At 63.7% G+C, this 15,687-nt stretch carries 14 protein-coding genes; 12 read left to right on the top strand and 2 right to left on the bottom strand.

The genetic code is table 11. The features are described from left to right. Positions 1-12: 12 nt before the first annotated feature. Positions 13-1,998 (bottom strand): oxidoreductase, encoded by a 1,986-nt coding sequence (locus KYK29_RS10125; protein ID WP_254690755.1) that lies wholly within the window; start codon positions 1,996-1,998, stop codon positions 13-15. 53 nt (positions 1,999-2,051) lie between these two features. Continuing rightward, positions 2,052-3,047 (bottom strand): glycine betaine ABC transporter substrate-binding protein, encoded by a 996-nt coding sequence (locus tag KYK29_RS10120; protein ID WP_254690754.1) that lies wholly within the window; start codon positions 3,045-3,047, stop codon positions 2,052-2,054. Between the two features lie 178 nt (positions 3,048-3,225). On the opposite strand from KYK29_RS10120, the gene KYK29_RS10115 reads away from it, so the two are divergent. The 12 genes from KYK29_RS10115 (at position 3,226) to KYK29_RS10060 (ending at position 15,668) form a co-directional block, all read left to right on the top strand. Further along, complete coding sequence (locus KYK29_RS10115) at positions 3,226-4,251, top strand: GlxA family transcriptional regulator (protein ID WP_254690753.1); 1,026 nt, start codon at positions 3,226-3,228, stop codon at positions 4,249-4,251. A gap of 140 nt (positions 4,252-4,391) precedes the next feature. Next, positions 4,392-5,165, top strand: coding sequence for an enoyl-CoA hydratase/isomerase family protein (locus KYK29_RS10110; protein ID WP_254690752.1), 774 nt, complete (start codon positions 4,392-4,394; stop codon positions 5,163-5,165). A gap of 50 nt (positions 5,166-5,215) precedes the next feature. Next, complete coding sequence (locus tag KYK29_RS10105) at positions 5,216-6,742, top strand: AMP-binding protein (protein ID WP_254690751.1); 1,527 nt, start codon at positions 5,216-5,218, stop codon at positions 6,740-6,742. A gap of 50 nt (positions 6,743-6,792) precedes the next feature. Continuing rightward, positions 6,793-7,896 (top strand): Zn-dependent alcohol dehydrogenase, encoded by a 1,104-nt coding sequence (locus KYK29_RS10100; RefSeq protein ID WP_254690750.1) that lies wholly within the window; start codon positions 6,793-6,795, stop codon positions 7,894-7,896. A gap of 26 nt (positions 7,897-7,922) precedes the next feature. Then, positions 7,923-9,356, top strand: coding sequence for an NAD-dependent succinate-semialdehyde dehydrogenase (locus tag KYK29_RS10095; protein ID WP_254690749.1), 1,434 nt, complete (start codon positions 7,923-7,925; stop codon positions 9,354-9,356). A gap of 87 nt (positions 9,357-9,443) precedes the next feature. Beyond that, the gene (locus tag KYK29_RS10090) at positions 9,444-10,139 is read left to right on the top strand and encodes an acetoacetate decarboxylase family protein (protein WP_254690748.1); all 696 of its coding nucleotides are present in this window, start codon (positions 9,444-9,446) and stop codon (positions 10,137-10,139) included. A 27-nt stretch (positions 10,140-10,166) separates the two neighbouring features. After that, on the top strand, positions 10,167-10,955 hold the full coding sequence (locus KYK29_RS10085; RefSeq protein ID WP_254690747.1) for an SDR family NAD(P)-dependent oxidoreductase: 789 nt from the start codon (positions 10,167-10,169) through the stop codon (positions 10,953-10,955). A 137-nt stretch (positions 10,956-11,092) separates the two neighbouring features. Beyond that, complete coding sequence (locus tag KYK29_RS10080; protein ID WP_254690746.1) at positions 11,093-12,208, top strand: branched-chain amino acid ABC transporter substrate-binding protein; 1,116 nt, start codon at positions 11,093-11,095, stop codon at positions 12,206-12,208. 70 nt (positions 12,209-12,278) lie between these two features. After that, on the top strand, positions 12,279-13,229 hold the full coding sequence (locus KYK29_RS10075) for a branched-chain amino acid ABC transporter permease (protein WP_254690745.1): 951 nt from the start codon (positions 12,279-12,281) through the stop codon (positions 13,227-13,229). Positions 13,230-13,232: 3 nt separating this feature from the next. Further along, complete coding sequence (locus KYK29_RS10070; RefSeq protein ID WP_254690744.1) at positions 13,233-14,228, top strand: branched-chain amino acid ABC transporter permease; 996 nt, start codon at positions 13,233-13,235, stop codon at positions 14,226-14,228. Further along, positions 14,204-15,028 (top strand): ABC transporter ATP-binding protein, encoded by an 825-nt coding sequence (locus KYK29_RS10065; protein WP_254690743.1) that lies wholly within the window; start codon positions 14,204-14,206, stop codon positions 15,026-15,028. Before KYK29_RS10070 ends, KYK29_RS10065 begins: the two co-directional genes overlap by 25 nt. Continuing rightward, the gene (locus KYK29_RS10060; RefSeq protein ID WP_254690884.1) at positions 14,967-15,668 is read left to right on the top strand and encodes an ABC transporter ATP-binding protein; all 702 of its coding nucleotides are present in this window, start codon (positions 14,967-14,969) and stop codon (positions 15,666-15,668) included. The genes KYK29_RS10065 and KYK29_RS10060 overlap by 62 nt, the downstream gene beginning before the upstream one ends. The last annotated feature ends 19 nt before the right edge of the window (positions 15,669-15,687 follow it).

Here is a 15,687-nt window from a genome sequence, read left to right as displayed (position 1 = left end):
TTGTGTTCCGCTTCAGAGGCTCATTCCAGCCCTGCGCCCCTCGTAGAAAGCGTAGGGTGCCTGGCGCGGCGCGACTCCATCGCCGATCTCGATAAAATCGACGCCTTCCCCGGCAAGTTCGAGGGCGAGCCAGTTCGCCGCTTCGTTCGTCGTGGCCATCACCAGGCTATCGGCCGCGACGGTCTCCACAGCGCCCGTCAGATGCGAGATCAGCACGGCAGCATCGCCCTGCCAGCGATCGACGCTGGTTTCCGTGAAGAACTGCACGCCGAGTTTCCTCAAGGTCCGCCGCAGCGCCACATCCGCGGCAGTGCGCTGCAATTCCTTGCCGACGAGGGCGTCCGGCGTGACGAGCAGCACCTCATGTCCCTGTTCGGCAAGTTTCCAGGCTGTGCCGCAGCCCTTCCATCCGCCCGTTTCATCGAGCAGTACGATCCGCCTTCCGGGACGCGCCGCGCGCGCCATGACACTTTCAGCGGAAAAGACATTGCCGTTTTCCAGTCCCGGCAGGCCGGGACGCTCCGGCAGCGCCTTCTGGAATCCGGTCTCCGGCGGCAGCGAGCCCGTCGCCACGACAACCGCATCCGCCCCGTGCGCCGCGACGTCCGCCGCCTCCATATAGGCGTTGAGGCGAACCTCCACGCCGAGCTTTTCGAACCGCGTCTCGTACCAGCCGATGAGATCGAGGATCTGCGCACGGCGCGGCTGCTCGCCGGCAAGACGGAAGGCTCCGCCAAGCCGGTCCGAGGCCTCCGCGAGAACGACGCGATGACCGCGCTCGGCGGCGACGCGCGCCGCTTCCAGTCCTGCCGGCCCACCGCCGACCACCAGAACCGATTTCGGCCTTTCGGCGGGGCTCAGGCGATCCCCGCCCCATTCCGCCTCCCGGCCGACCGAGGGATTGATGAGACAGCTTATCCAGTAGTCGCGGGAGCGACGGCCCCAGCACATCTGGTTGCAGGACAGACAGCCGCGGATATCCTCCGGCACGCCATCGCGCGCCTTGTTGACGAGATGGGGATCGGCGATCTGGCCACGCACGATCGAAACGAGGTCCGCCGCACCCTCGCCCAGCGTGATTTCCGCGTTTTCCGGCGTGCGGATATGGCTTTCGGCAATCACCAGCGCGTTGTGGACCACCGTCTTCAGCCGCGCCGACAGTTCCGCGCCGAGCCGCTCGGGATAAAGGAACGTCGGCATCAGGCTGCCGTAGTCGAAATAGCCGCCGGAGCCGCAGGTCACATAATCGATGAGACGCTCGCCATCGAGCAGCCCGACGATCTCGGCAAGCTGGTCGCGCGTCAGCGCGGTGGGACAGCCCGGCTCGTCGCTGACCGTCAGGCCGATAACGAATTCCGGCCCGCAGCGCGCGCGGATGCGACCAAGGATCTCGCGTGAAAAGCGCATGCGGTTTTCAAGCGCCCCGCCCCAGCGATCCTCGCGCCGGTTGTAGAATGGCGTCCAGAACTGGTCGACCAGACCGCCATAAGCCGCCCAGACCTCGACCCCGTCGAAGCCCGAGGCCCGGCAGCGTTCGGCAGCCTTCACGAAGGCTTCGACGGTCTCCTCGATCTCGCTTTCCGTCATCGCATGCGAGCCATCGCTGTCATGGTAGCTCGGACCGCCGGAGGGCGACCAGTGGGCATGATAGGACAGATCGGAATCGCCATGACTGCCGACATGATAGAGCTGCTGGAGCACCACCGCGCCATGCGCCTTGACCGCATCCGTCAGCCGGCGGAAGGCCGGGATCACCGCATCGTCGCAGGTGCGGAAATTGCCGCGCGTGAGAACCGCCGCCGGATGGACCGGCATCGGTTCGACGACGATCATCGCCGCGCCGCCCAGCGCCCGCTCCACGTAATAGGCGATATGCTGATCGCCGGGCAGGCCGTTCTCGGACATATTGGCGGTATGCGCGCCGAAGACGACCCGGTTTTTCAGGCGATGCGGACCGAGGGCGATCTCGGAGAAGATTTTCGGGAACTTGCTCGTCATCTGACTATCCGAAGCGGGCGGCGCGGACGGATGCCCGCACCGGAGCCGCGTTGCTAGAGGGCGGTTTCGATCTTGGCCGCGACGTCGGCCGGAAGCCATGTCTTCCAGAGATCGGGATGTTCCCTGAAGAAGTGGATCGCACCTTCCTCGCCGCTTGCCTGCGTGTCCGTCATCCAGGCCATGACCGAACTGACGGTCTGGTTGTCCCAGGCGCGTTTGCCGAGGTAATCCGCCACCTCCGGATGGCTGCCGTCCGCCAGCCGCTTCGTGACGAGCGTCACGACATTGTCCTTCGGCCATTCGTTCCGCTGCGGATCCGGACAATCGGCAACGGTGTTGCACCGCTTCCATTCCGCTGCGTCATGCGGCACGCCCGCCTCCAGCCGAACCATGGCGTATTTGCCGAGAAGGGCGGTGGGCGACCAGTAATAGCCGAGCCATCCCTCCTTGCGCTCGTTTGCCTTCGCCATCGCCCCGTCGAGACCGGCCTGCGTGCCGGGATCGACGAGACCGAAGTTCTTCGAGGGGCCGCCGTAGGCGTTGAAAAGCTGCGCGCTCACCACCGAGCCGCCCGAACCGCTCGGACCATTGAAGACCGCGCCCCTCGACGGGTCTTCCGGATGGGGAAAGAGTTCCGGATGGGCGAAGGCGTCATCGACCGTCTTGATCTGCGGATTGGCGTCGACGACATATTTCGGAACGAACCAGCCCTGCACGCCGCCCTCGGACAAAGCCTGTCCGATTTGTACAATCCGGCCTTCGTCCGTTCCGCGCTTCACGATTTCGGGAACGAGGTCCACCCAGGCCTCGCCCGCGATGTCCGGCGCTCCCTTTTCCACCATGGATGTGATGGTCGGCACCGTATCACCGGGTATGAAATCGACCTGACAGCCGAAGCCGCGCTCAAGGACGATCTTGTCCACATGCGCGAGCAGTTCGCCGCTTTGCCAGTTCATGTTCGCCACGGTGATCGTACCGCACTCCGCGCTTGCCGGCGCGGCGAAGCCCGCAGTCATGCCGATGATCCCAAATGCCAGAAGATTCCTCATGTCCGCTCCCCCTCAGGATGTCTTGCTGCGTCAATACGCCGAGCGCGGTGCAAGGCTTGCCTTGTTGTTCTGCCTGTCCACCGTTCCCGTTTCTCCCACGCAACGCAGGCTAGTTGCCGTGAGAGTGCGCGTATTGTACGTTTCGGACAATTTTCGTCGGAAGCCGGAGGCGGGCCGCTTGCATCGGGATTATTCTCACCTCGGCCCCGCCAAACCGCCCCCGCTCATCGAGACGCCGCTGCGGATCGGCATCGTGCCGGTCCCGCACTTCACCTTGATGCCGCTCGCCTGTTTCGTGGACTTCCTGCGCCTTGCCGGCGACGAAAGCGATTTCAGCCGCCAGATCTATTGCACCTGGGATTTCCTTTCGCACGACACATCTCCCATTCGCGCGAGTTGCGGCATGACGATACAGCCGGACAAGGCTTTCGGTGATCCGGCCGACTACGATTATATCGTCGTGCACGGCGGCATCCTGCACAGCACGGAAAAACCCGCCCCCGCCCTTTATGATTTCCTGCGCAAGGCCGCGGGCAAGGACGTTCCCCTTGTCGGAAGCTGCACCGGCAGCTTTATTCTTGCAGAAGCGGGATTGCTTGCGGGCAAGCGCTGCGCGGTACATTTCTCGGTCGCCGGGGCGCTCCGGCAATATTTTCCCGATGTCATCGCGGTCACCGACACGCCCGTCGTTTCGGACGGCAACATCATCACCTCGCCGGGCGGCCTTGCCGCGATCAATCTGGCCATGTTCCTCGTCGCGCAGGCCTGCGGAGAATCGCGCGCCCACAAGGCGGTCCACTATCTTCTCGGCGACCACGGCTTCGACAGGACCAAGGCGGCGGAGGAATTCGATCTCGGCCTGAAATGCGGGGATCGCCGCGTGGTGAACGCCATCGGGATCATGCGCCAGAAGATGTACGAGCTTTGCCCCATCTCGGATATCGCGGCAAGCATCGGCACGTCCGAGCGGGAGTTGAGCCGGCTGTTCCGCAAGCATCTACAGGTTTCGCCGGCCCGCTACTGGCGTCAGATGCGGCTGAAAGCGGCGAAATGGATGCTTCTCAACAGCGACCGTTCCATAGCGCAGATCGCCTATGAATGCGGCTTCACCGATTGCGCCCACTTCATCCACTGGTTCCGGCGCTCCTACCATGTCACACCCGCAAGACTGCGCCGGTCGCATCGCCTGTTCGGGGTTCGCTGACCGTTCCTGCACGGCGATCCCGCCCTTTCAGCATCATTCCGTTCTCCGGCTGATAATTCTCGCGCCGTGAAGAATCCCGTTGACATTTTCATATATTAAAATACGATATTTCGTATTGCAATGTGATACGGAATACTTTGATGGCAAATTTCATCCTGACAGAACAGCGCGGCGCATGCCGCGTGATCACGCTGAACCGCCCGGAGGTTCTCAACGCCTGGCATTCCCCGATGCGTTCCGATCTCATAGAGGCGCTGGAGGCGGCCGAGCAGGATGCGGCAGTCGGTGCGATCATCCTCACGGGCGCCGGCGAGCGCGCGTTCGGCGCAGGACAGGACCTCAACGAAACCAAGACCTTCGATCCCGACCGGGCGGAGCTTTGGATCGGCGAATGGGAACGCCTCTACGACCGCATTCGCAGCCTGACCAAGCCGCTGATCATGGCGCTGAACGGCCTTGCCGCCGGCTCCGCCTTCCAGGTGACCTTGCTTGGCGACTTCCGGATCGGCCACGAGGGCGTCAGGATGGGGCAGCCGGAGATCAACTCCGGCATCGCCAGCACCACCGGCCCGTGGATCATGATGGAAATGATCGGGCTTGCGCGCACCACCGACCTGACGCTGAGCGGCCGTATGATGGAGGCGGCGGAATGCGTCGCGATCGGTCTCATCAACCGGATCGTGCCGCGCGAAGACGTGCTTGCCGCCGCGCTTGAACTGGGCGAAGAACTTGCCGCCAAGCCCCGGCTCGCCATGAAGCTGAACAAGCAACGCTTTCAGGAAATCACAGAAGCCCGCTTCCGCGATGCTCTTGCCGCCGGCGTGCGCAACCAGCGCATCGCCTATGGCGATGGCGAGCCCAATCGCATGATGGAGAAGTTCCTCGCCGCAAAAGGCAAGGTGAAATCCGGCTGACCGGAACGCGAGAGCCGTTTTCCATACCCATTGTTTCCCAGGATTCCAGCGTGCAAGACCAAGGTTTCATTTCCCGCCTGCCGGCCCGCGCCGCCATTGCTCCCGACGCCATCTATGCGACGTTCGACGGCGCGCCGATCAGCTTTGCGGACCTGCATCGCAAGTCGGACAGCGTTGCAGTCGCCCTTCGCCGTCTCGGTGTCGTCAAGGGGGATCGCGTGGCGCTCATGCTGCGCAACAGCCCCGACAGCCTCGCCGTGCTGTTCGCCATAGCCAAATGCGGCGCCGTCTGGGTGCCGGTGAACGTCCAGTTGCTTGGTGACGGACTGAAATACATTCTGGAGCACTGCGACCCGAAGGTGGTCTTTGCCGATCGCGACCTCTTCCCGAACATCCAGGGATGCGGCGTCGACGTGACGACCTTCCGGCTCGTCGCCGAGGCGGGAGAGGCGGATTCGCTGGATCGGCTGGCCGATGGCGGTCATGTCTTCTCCGAGGAACTGCCGTCAGCGGACGATCTTTTCGCGCTGAACTATACCTCCGGCACGACCGGCCGCCCGAAAGGGGTCCGCGTGACCCACCGCATGCTGCGCTACGCCGCCGAGGGGGCGATGCTCTGCTCGGAGGCGCGGGACGGCGACGTCTTCTTCGTCTGGGAACCGCTCTATCACATTGGCGGCGCCCAGCTCATTCCGATCCCCCTGCTGCGCGACGTCACGCTTTCCATGGTGCAGCGCTTCAGTGCAAGCCGGTTCTGGGATCAGGTCCGCGAATGCGGCGCGACACAGATCCATTATCTCGGCGGTGTCCTGCAAATCCTGCTCAAGCAGCCGGAGAGCGAGCGCGACCGCGATCATAAGGTACGCGTCGCCTGGGGCGGTGGCTGCCCGCGTGACATCTGGCGCGCCTTCGAGGACCGCTTCGGCACGCCGCTGCGCGAATGCTACGGCATGACCGAATCCTCCAGCATCACGACCTTCAACGCGAACGGCGTGCTTGGCTCGGTCGGCACCCCCGTGCCGTGGCTTTCGGTGGAAATACACGACGAACAGGGCTTGCCCGTGGCGGCCGGCGTACAAGGCGAGATCGTCGTCCACCCGCGCCAGGCAGGCGCGGTCTTCGCGGGCTATTTCCGCAATGAGGAGGCGACGGCAAAGGCGCTGCGGCCCGACGGCTTTCATACCGGCGACCTCGGCATGATCGATGCCGACGGCAATCTCTACTTCCTCGGTCGCCTGACCGACAGCGTACGGGTGAAGGGCGAGAACGTCTCGGCCTTCGAAGTCGAGCATATCGCCGGCGGCCATCCCATGGTGGAGGATTGCGCGATGATCGGCGTCAAGGCAGAGGTCGGCGAGCAGGAGATCAAGCTCTTCATCAAGCCGAAGGCCGGCGCCGAGGTTGACTATGCGGACCTTTCCGACTGGCTCGCCCGGAGGCTCGCCCCGTTCCAGAACCCGCGCTATCTCGCCGTGGTCGCCGATTTCGAGCGCACCCCGAGCCAGCGCATCATGAAACACCGCCTGCCGGCATCCCTCGAAGACAGCTGGGACAGATTGCAGGGCCTCGGCCGATAAGCGCCGGTCCCGGACACACGAACACATGCCCCGAGGGGAGGAAAAGCAGAATGAAGGCCGCCGTTCTCTATAACTACAACGAAGACCTCGTGATCGAGGATGTGCCGATCGCCGATCCGGGCGAGCGCGAGGTCCTCGTCCGCATCATTGCCACCGGCGTCTGCCACAGCGATCTCAGCGCCGCCAGAGGCAAGTCGCGGCCCAAACTGCCGATCATCCTGGGACATGAAGCGGCCGGCATCGTCGAACGCACCGGTTCGGCCGTCTCCAAGGTCCGCAAGGGCGACCACGTCGTCCTCTCCTGGGCTCCGAACTGCGGCGAATGCTTCTACTGCCACAAGCGCCTGCCGACCATGTGCGACACCTATGGCGAAGCCGCCGGCGGCGGCACGCTTTGGAACGGCGCCCGCCGGCTTGGCAGCGCTCAACAGCCCGTCAATCATTTCACCTGCGTTTCAAGCTTTGCCGAACTCGCCGTCGTGCCGGAATCCGGCTGCTCCAGGATCGACAAGGACATTCCCTTCGAAGTCGCGGCGCTTGTCGGCTGCGCGGTGACGACCGGCTTCGGCGCGGTGGTCAACGACGCACGCGTCGAGGCCGGTGAGATCGTCGGCGTTATCGGCGTCGGCGGTGTCGGCATCAATGCCATCCACGCCGCTTCGGTCGCAGGCGCCGAAGCGGTGGTCGCCATCGACATCAAGCCGGAAAAGGAAGCGCTCGCCCGTTCGTTCGGCGCAACGCATTTCCTCAATTCGGCCACGCAGGACGTCGCCGCCGAACTGAAGGCGCTGAGCCGTGGCCGCGGTCCCGACAGCATGATCGACTGCACGGGGCGGCCAGCGGCGATCGCGCTGGCTTATGACGGCGTCCGGCCGGGCGGCACGGTTGTTTCCGTCGGCATCGCGGCGAAGGACGAGATGGTCTGCCTTCCGGCCTCCACCCTTCCCAATACCCAGAAGCGCATCATCGGCAGCAACTACGGCGGCGGCGTGCCGGAGCGGGATTTCGAGCGCATCCTCGGCCTTTACCGCGCCGGCCGTTTCGAACTCGACCGCCAGATCGGCAAGCGCGTGCGACTTGACCAGATCAACGACGCCTTCCGCTGGCTGGAGCAGGGGGTCCTCGCCCGTACGCTCATCTGCTTCGACCACTGACCGCAAGAACCCGAATGAGACAGACCATGTATCCCGATACAAAACTCTTCATCGCAGGCAAATGGATCGATGGCACCGGCGCTGAAACGCTCCCCGTCCTCAACCCGGCCACCGGCAACGAGATCGGCCGCGTGGCGAAGGCGACGCAGGCCGACATGGACCGGGCGCTTGCCGCCGCCGCCAGCGCCTTCGGACAATGGCGCAGGACCCCGGCCCGCGACCGCGCCCGGCTGCTGCATGCGGCAGCCGACAATCTGCGCGCCCGCATCGAGGATATCGCGCCGATCCTGACGATGGAGCAGGGCAAACCGCTTGCCGAAGCCCGTTCCGAGCTGCGGAACGCCGATGACGTCATCCGCTGGTTTGCCGAAGAGGCGATCCGCTCCTATGGCCGCATCATTCCGGCGCGCAAGCCCGGTGTGCAGCAGATGGTGATGAAGGAACCGATCGGCGTCGTGGCGGCCTTCACGCCCTGGAATTATCCGGTCGCCCAGGCCATCCGCAAGATTTGCGCCGCCCTTGCCGCCGGTTGCACCGTCATCCTGAAGGCAGCCGAGGAAGCGCCGGCGTCCTGCGCCGCGATGATCCGCGCCTTTGCCGATGCCGGCTTGCCGGAGAGTGCGATCAACCTTCTTTACGGCGTGCCGTCGGAAATATCCGAATATCTCATCGCGCATCCGACGATCCGCAAGGTTTCCTTCACGGGTTCGACGCCGGTCGGCAAACATCTGACGGCGCTTGCCGGCGCGCATATGAAGCGCGTGACGATGGAGCTGGGCGGCCACGCGCCCTATATCGTCTGCGCCGACGCGGATCTCTCCTCAGCGGTTTCGATGCTGGCCGGACACAAGTTCCACAATGCCGGCCAGGTCTGCATCGCGCCGACCCGCGTGCTTGTGGAAGAACCGGTCTTCGACAACGTCCTGGAAGATTTCATCTCCGCAGCCCGGGCCGTGAAGGTCGGCGACGGACTTTCCGAGGGCGTGGACATGGGGCCGATGGCGAATGCGCGCCGGCTCGACGCCATGGACCGGCTGATCGGCGATGCCGTCGCCCGGGGCGGACGCCTGCTGTCGGGCGGCAACCGGATTGGCAACGCCGGCTTCTTCTTCGAGCCGACCGTGCTTGCCGATGTGCCCCTGGAGGCCGCGATCATGAATGAGGAGCCGTTCGGTCCGGTCGCGGTGGTGAACCGCTTTTCCGGGATCGACGCGGCGATTACCGAGGCGAACCGGCTGCCTTTCGGACTTGCCGCCTACGCCTTCACACGCTCGCAGAAGAACGCCCAGCGTTTCGCCGAGGAAATCGAGACCGGCATGCTCTCGGTCAACGATTACGGACTTGCCTATGCGGAAGTTCCGTTCAACGGCGTGAAGGACTCCGGATATGGCTCCGAGGGCGGACCGGAGGCGCTGGAGACTTTCCAGACGATCAAGTTCGTTTCACAAACAAACCTGTAGAAATCACTCATATGAAATCTTGACATGATTTCTTCATTTATGTGAATGTCCGCCGGACGTGAACAGACAGGAAAGACAATATCCCCCATGTCTCAGCAGGCCTATTCCATTCCGCAGCGCTCGCCCCTCTATCAGGCGCCGCCTTTCGACTACAAAGCCTTCAGCAAGGTCAGCGTGTTCTGCCGTGTCGATGAGGCGGCGATCCGCGCGGCGCTGCCGTCGCAATTCGAGCTGAGGGGCGACGTGATCGAGTTCTTCATCATGGACGTCCCGGCGGGCGGCTCGCTTGGCTCCTATGCCGAGGGCGGGATCGTCGTACCGATGAGCTATCAGGGCCGGCCCGGCGGCCACGTCCTCTATGAGATCGTGACCAATGACGACTCCATGGCCGTCGGCCGCGAAGTCTGGGGCTACCCGAAGAAGATGGGAGACGTCACCTGGAACGCGACGGACAGCGCCATTACGGCGACGCTGTCGCGTCGTGGCACGTCGCTGATCGAGATCGATTTCAAGGCCGACGGCCCGGATTTCGAAAAGCCCGCACTGCATCCGCGCTTCCAGACGCGCATCATTCCCTCGCCGGAAAGCGCCGCCGTCGAAACGCAGATCATCGAGAATTCGCTTGGCCAATCCACGACCCTGCGCCACGCCTTCGGCACGGCTGACATCAGGGTCGGCGGCAATGCGAGCGACCCGTTCTCCGATTTCCAGATCCGCGAGGTCGTCGGCGCGGAGATGATCGTCGCCAATTTCGTGCTCGGCTTCGGCAAGATCGTCGGCTGATACGGCGCAAGACAGGAACCCGTACACATGACGTGTGCACAGGCACCCGAAAAGATGTTCAGGCTCGATGAAAAGCGGGTCTTCATCACCGGCGGCGGTGGAGGGATCGGTCGCTCGGCGGCTTTGCTCTTCGCCGCCTTCGGGGCGCATGTCGTGGTTCTCGACCGGGATCTTGCGGCGGCGCAAGCCGTCGGTAACGAGGTGGCGGACGCGGGCGGCACGGCGTTCGCCGCCGCCCTCGATGTCACCGACGAGAGTGATGTCATCTCGGCTTTCACCGCCGCTGAAGAAACCGCCGGCGGCTTCGATATCCTGATCAACAATGCCGGGATATCGATCCGCCGTCCTTCGACGGAACTGTCGCTGGCCGACTGGAACAGCGTGGTCTCGGTCAATCTGACGGGCATGTTCCTGTGCTCGCGGACGGCCGCCCGCTCCTGGATCGCCCGGGGCGTTGCGGGCACGGTCGTCAACACCGCCTCGATCATGAGCTATTCAGGCGGCGGCCTTCATCCGAACGTCTCTTATCAATCGGCCAAGGCGGGCGTGGTGAACCTCACCCGCACGCTCGCGGTCGAATGGGCCGACGACGATATCCGCGTCAATGCGGTGGCGCCCACCTGGGTCCGGACACCGTTGATCGAACATTTGGCGGCCGATGCGGCGCAGATGCAGAAAATCCGCGATCTGACCCCGCTCAAACGCCTTGCCGAACCCGAAGAGGTGGCCTTCGCCATGGTCTTCCTCGCCGGGTCCGCCGCGTCGATGACCACCGGCCACGTCCTGGCGGTGGACGGTGGCTATCTTGCGAAATGAGGAGGTCCGACGAAAACTTCAGATAGCCGTGCATAAAATCACTCGCATGAAGAGTGAGCGAAATAATTTCACGATTGTGTTGCTCGAACGGACGTTCCATGCAACCAGTCCCGACAAGATGAAAAAGGGGAACCTTCATGACCAGAACCCGTGTAATTCTTTCGGCTGCCGCACTGTTGCTGGCGTCCAGCGCCCTTCCCGCCGTTGCCGACGACATCGTTCTCGGCGGCAGTGCGCCGATGTCCGGCGCGCAGGCCGAATTCGGCCAGTCGCAGATCGACGGCGCCCAGATCTATTTCGACCAGCTCAACGAAAAGGGCGGCATCAAGGGCAACAACATCGTATTCAAGGCCCTCGACGACCGCGCCGATCCGCGGCAGGGAACGCTCGTCGCCCAGCAGTTCTGCGATGACAGCACTGTCATCGGCGTCATCGGCCATATGAACAGCGGCGTCACCATGCCCGCACTCGACATCTATTCCGAATGCGGCATGGCGCAGGTCGTGCCCGCCACCAATCCGGAGCTGATGCGCATGGGTTTCGAGACGGTCGTGCGCCCGGTGGCGAACGACTTCGTCCAGGGCGCGCTGCCCGCGAAATACGTCACCGAGACGCTCGGCCTGAAGAAGGCTGTCCTCGTGCATGACAAGACGGTGTTCGGCCAGGGCATCGCCGGCGTGTTCAAGGACAATTTCGAAGCCGGCGGCGGGGAAATCGCCGGTACGTTCGGCGCCAATCCGGAAGATGTGGATTTCTCCGCCCTGATCGCCTCGATCAAGCTCGAAAATCCCGACGTCGTCTATATGGGCGCCGGCATGCCGCAACTGGCCCTGTTCCTCAAGCAGATGCGCGAACAGAGCCTGCAAGCCCAGTTCATCGGTCCCGATATCGGCTTTACCGTCGATTTCATCACCCAGGCCGGGGCGGCGTCCGCAGAGGGCGCGCTGATGACCTTCCAGCTTCCTCCCTATGATTCCTCGCCGGAGCTGCGCGACTTCTCCGAGCGTCACCAGGCCCGCTTCGGCCGCGCGCCCGGCCCTTATGCCTCGCTCGGCTTCGCCAACGCACAGGTCATGGCGGCGGCCGTCGAGAAGGCGGAGACGCTCGATCGCGAGGGCGTTCTCGCCCAACTTCACGGCGTGACGGTCGACACCCTGCTCGGCCCGGTCGCCTTTGACGAAAACGGTGAGAATACGACGGCGTCGATGTATCTCTACGTCGTCAAGGACGGCAAGTTCGAACTGGTCAAATAATAACGGCCGGACGCTTTTCAACAGGACCGGCGCGCATGGCGCCGGTCCGTCGTCACAGAGGCGATCTCCCTTGTTCGACTATTTTCTCCAACAACTGATCTTCGCGCTGGCGATCGGTGCGATCTATGGGCTGATCGCGCTCGGCTACACGATGGTCTATGGCGTCATGCGCCTGATCAACTTCGCGCATGGCGAGTTCTTCATGCTCGGCCCCTATGTCTACACGTTCGTCTTCAGCGGGCTCGTCGGCCTTGGCGGACTGGCGCCGATGCTGGATTCGGCCCTGGCCATCGTGGCGAGCTTCGTGATCATCGGCCTGCTCGGGGTGACGATCGAACGCTTCGCCTATCGGCCGTTGCGCGCCTATGGCCGGCTGGCGCCGATGCTGAGCGCGCTCGGCATGTCGATCGTGCTGCAAAGCGCGGTGCGTGTGACCGTGGGCCCGCAGCCGGTGCACTTTCCGGCGATCGTGGCGAGCGAGCCGATCGCCGCGCTGGGCGGCATGGTCACGACCATGCAACTCGGCATTCTCGCCGCGGCCATCCTGCTCATGGTCGGCCTGACGCTGTTCGTGAACGGCACGCGCCTCGGCATCTGGATCCGTGCTGCCTCGGAAAGCTGGACGACCTCCAGCCTGCTCGGCATTCGCGTCAACCGCGCCGTCAGCCTCGTCTTCTTCATCGGCCCCGGCCTCGGTGCCATGGCGGGCATCATGTATGCATCCTACTATGGCATCATGCAGCCCACCATGGGCTCGGTCATCGGCCTGAAGGCCTTCACGGCAGCCATTCTCGGCGGCATCGGCTCCATTCCCGGCGCCATGCTCGGCGGCTTCCTGCTGGGCGCGATCGAAGTCTTCGGCACCGCCTTCCTGCCGATCCTGTCCGGCGGGCTCATCGGCACGGAATACCGCGATGTCTTCGCCTTCGCCGTTCTCATCCTCGTTCTTCTGTTCAAGCCCGCCGGCCTGCTCGGCGAGACGATCTCGGAAGAAACGACTGTCGCAAAGAAGGATTACTGACCCATGGGGACCTCGGTGATCGCACGGCGGGCCGGTCTGCTTGCAACACTCGCGCTCTGCGTGATCCTGCTCGCGCTGGTGCCGAAACTTCCGCCCTATTACGTCCGCGTCGCGGACAGCATCCTGATCTATATCATCCTGGCCGTCGGCCTGAACCTCGTCGTCGGCTACGCCGGCCTGCTCGATCTGGGCTTCATCGCCTTCTATGCGGTGGGCGCCTATGCCTATGCCTTCCTGGCCAGCGGCCAGTTCGACATCCATCTGCCGTTCATCGTGATCCTGTTCATCGGGGCGGCGGCGGGAGCGATCGCCGGCGTCCTGCTCGGCTTTCCGGTCCTGAAGCTGCGGGGAGACTATCTCGCCATCGTCACCCTCAGTTTCGGCGAGATCATCCGCATCGCGATCAACAATGCCGACGAACTGACGAACGGCCCGCAGGGCATCGCGGGCCTCGACCGTGCCAGCCTCTTCGGCCTGCCCCTCACCAGCCCGGTTCATTTCTACTGGCTGCTGCTGGCGCTCGCGATCATCATATGCGCCAGCGTCTACTATATGGAGCGCTCGATCCTCGGCAAGGCCTGGCGGGCGCTGCGGGAAGACCAGGACGTCGTGCGCGGCCTCGGCATCAACACGACGACGCTGAAGCTGCTCGCCTTTGCGCTCAGCGCGGCGATCGGCGGCGCCGGCGGCGTGATCTTCGGCTCGTTCCAGCGGTTCGTCAGCCCGGAAAGCTTCACCTTCCAGGAATCGCTGCTCGTCGTGCTGATCATCATCATCGGCGGCGTCGGCAATATCGTCGGCGTGATCGCCGGCGCCATCGTGCTCGTGGTCCTGCCGGAGGTGCTGCACTTCGCCGCCCAGTACCGGCTGCTGATATACGGCATCGTCCTCGTCACCGTCATCGTGCTGCGCCCGGGCGGTCTCGTCTCGCCCCGCTTCAACCTCAGCTTCATCATTCGAAAGGTCCGGAACCTATGGCTCTCGCCCTCGAAAACGTAAGCAAGCATTTCGGCTCGCTGGTCGCGATCAAGAACCTGTCGCTCACCTTCGACGTCGGCTCGGTCTACTCGATCATCGGGCCGAACGGCGCTGGAAAATCGACGGTCGTGAATATGATCGCCGGATCCTATAGCGTCACCTCCGGCGCGATCCGCCTCGGCGCATCGGTGCTCAACAGGCTGCCCAAGCATCGCGTGGCGCAACTCGGTATCGCGCGGACCTATCAGAACCTTCGCCTGTTCGACGGCATGACCGTGCTGGAAAACCTGGAGGTCTGTTTCTTCCCGCAATCCTGGCTGACGTATCTGACCGGCGCCAGACGGCTGGGCAAGAGCGAGCGGCTCGATATCTGCCATGCGTGCCTCGAACGGTTCGGCCTTTCGGATGTGGCCGACACGCTTGCCGGCGACCTGCCCTACGGCCGCCAGAAGATACTCGAACTGGCCCGCGCCTTCGTCACCGAAGCGCCGATCGTACTGCTCGACGAACCGGCGGCCGGCCTCAACCATACCGAAACGAAAGACATGGCGGCGTTGATCGCCAGTCTGAAACGCGCGGACCGCGCGATCATTCTCGTCGAGCACGACATGGACATGGTGATGTCGATCTCCGACCGGATCGACGTGCTGAACTATGGCGAGCTGCTTTGCTCCGGCACGCCGGAACTGGTGCGCACCAATGAGAAAGTGCAGGAGGCCTATCTTGGAACCACGGAAGAACTCGACACCATCCGCAAGCTTGCTCAAGGTCGCCGGGCTCAAGGCGGGTTACGGTCGAACGCAGGTATTGTTCGGCATTGATCTGGAGGTCCGCTCCGGCGAGATCGTGACGATCATCGGTGCGAACGGCGCCGGCAAGACCTCGACGCTGCGCTCCATTTCCGGCCTGACGCAGATCTACGGCGGTGAGATCGAGTTCAAGGGGCAGGCCATCAAAGGCCGGCCGCCGGAGGAGATCACCCGGCTCGGCCTGGCGCATTGCCCGGAAGGCCGCCAGATCCTCCAGCGGCTGACCGTCGAGGAAAACCTGCTTGCAGGCTATATCCCGGGCCGTGGGCGGAGCTTCGACGAGATCCGCACGCAAGCCTACGATATGTTCCCGATCCTGAAGGAGCGGCGTCATTCGCTGGCCAGCCGCATGAGCGGCGGGCAGCAGCAGATGCTGGCGATTGCTCGCTCGCTGATGGCGACACCGGAGCTTCTCATGCTGGACGAGCCCTCGCTCGGTCTGGCGCCGAAGATCATCAACCAGATCTTCGAGATCATCATCACGCTCTCCAAGTCCGGCATCAGCCTCATCGTCGTCGAACAGAATGCGGCCGTGGCGCTGGAAATCGCCGACTACGCCTATGTGATCGATGCCGGACGCTGCTCCGTCGAAGGCGGCGCGCACAACGTGCTCAACGATCCCGATCTCAAGGCCGCCTATCTCGGGGCCTGAGACCGGTCAAATCGGGAAA

Source organism: Shinella daejeonensis, from assembly GCF_024281235.1.
In the GTDB taxonomy this organism is placed as follows: domain Bacteria; phylum Pseudomonadota; class Alphaproteobacteria; order Rhizobiales; family Rhizobiaceae; genus Shinella; species Shinella daejeonensis.
This window is presented reverse-complemented; position numbering and strand designations above follow the sequence as displayed.

Coding starts and splice junctions, on each gene's coding strand:
- KYK29_RS10125 (WP_254690755.1), bottom strand. CDS start 1,998: ATGACGAGCAAGTTCCCGAAAATCTTCTCCGAGATCGCCCTCGGTCCG.
- KYK29_RS10120 (WP_254690754.1), bottom strand. CDS start 3,047: ATGAGGAATCTTCTGGCATTTGGGATCATCGGCATGACTGCGGGCTTC.
- KYK29_RS10110 (WP_254690752.1), top strand. CDS start 4,392: ATGGCAAATTTCATCCTGACAGAACAGCGCGGCGCATGCCGCGTGATC.
- KYK29_RS10100 (WP_254690750.1), top strand. CDS start 6,793: ATGAAGGCCGCCGTTCTCTATAACTACAACGAAGACCTCGTGATCGAG.
- KYK29_RS10095 (WP_254690749.1), top strand. CDS start 7,923: ATGTATCCCGATACAAAACTCTTCATCGCAGGCAAATGGATCGATGGC.
- KYK29_RS10090 (WP_254690748.1), top strand. CDS start 9,444: ATGTCTCAGCAGGCCTATTCCATTCCGCAGCGCTCGCCCCTCTATCAG.
- KYK29_RS10085 (WP_254690747.1), top strand. CDS start 10,167: ATGACGTGTGCACAGGCACCCGAAAAGATGTTCAGGCTCGATGAAAAG.
- KYK29_RS10080 (WP_254690746.1), top strand. CDS start 11,093: ATGACCAGAACCCGTGTAATTCTTTCGGCTGCCGCACTGTTGCTGGCG.
- KYK29_RS10070 (WP_254690744.1), top strand. CDS start 13,233: ATGGGGACCTCGGTGATCGCACGGCGGGCCGGTCTGCTTGCAACACTC.
- KYK29_RS10065 (WP_254690743.1), top strand. CDS start 14,204: ATGGCTCTCGCCCTCGAAAACGTAAGCAAGCATTTCGGCTCGCTGGTC.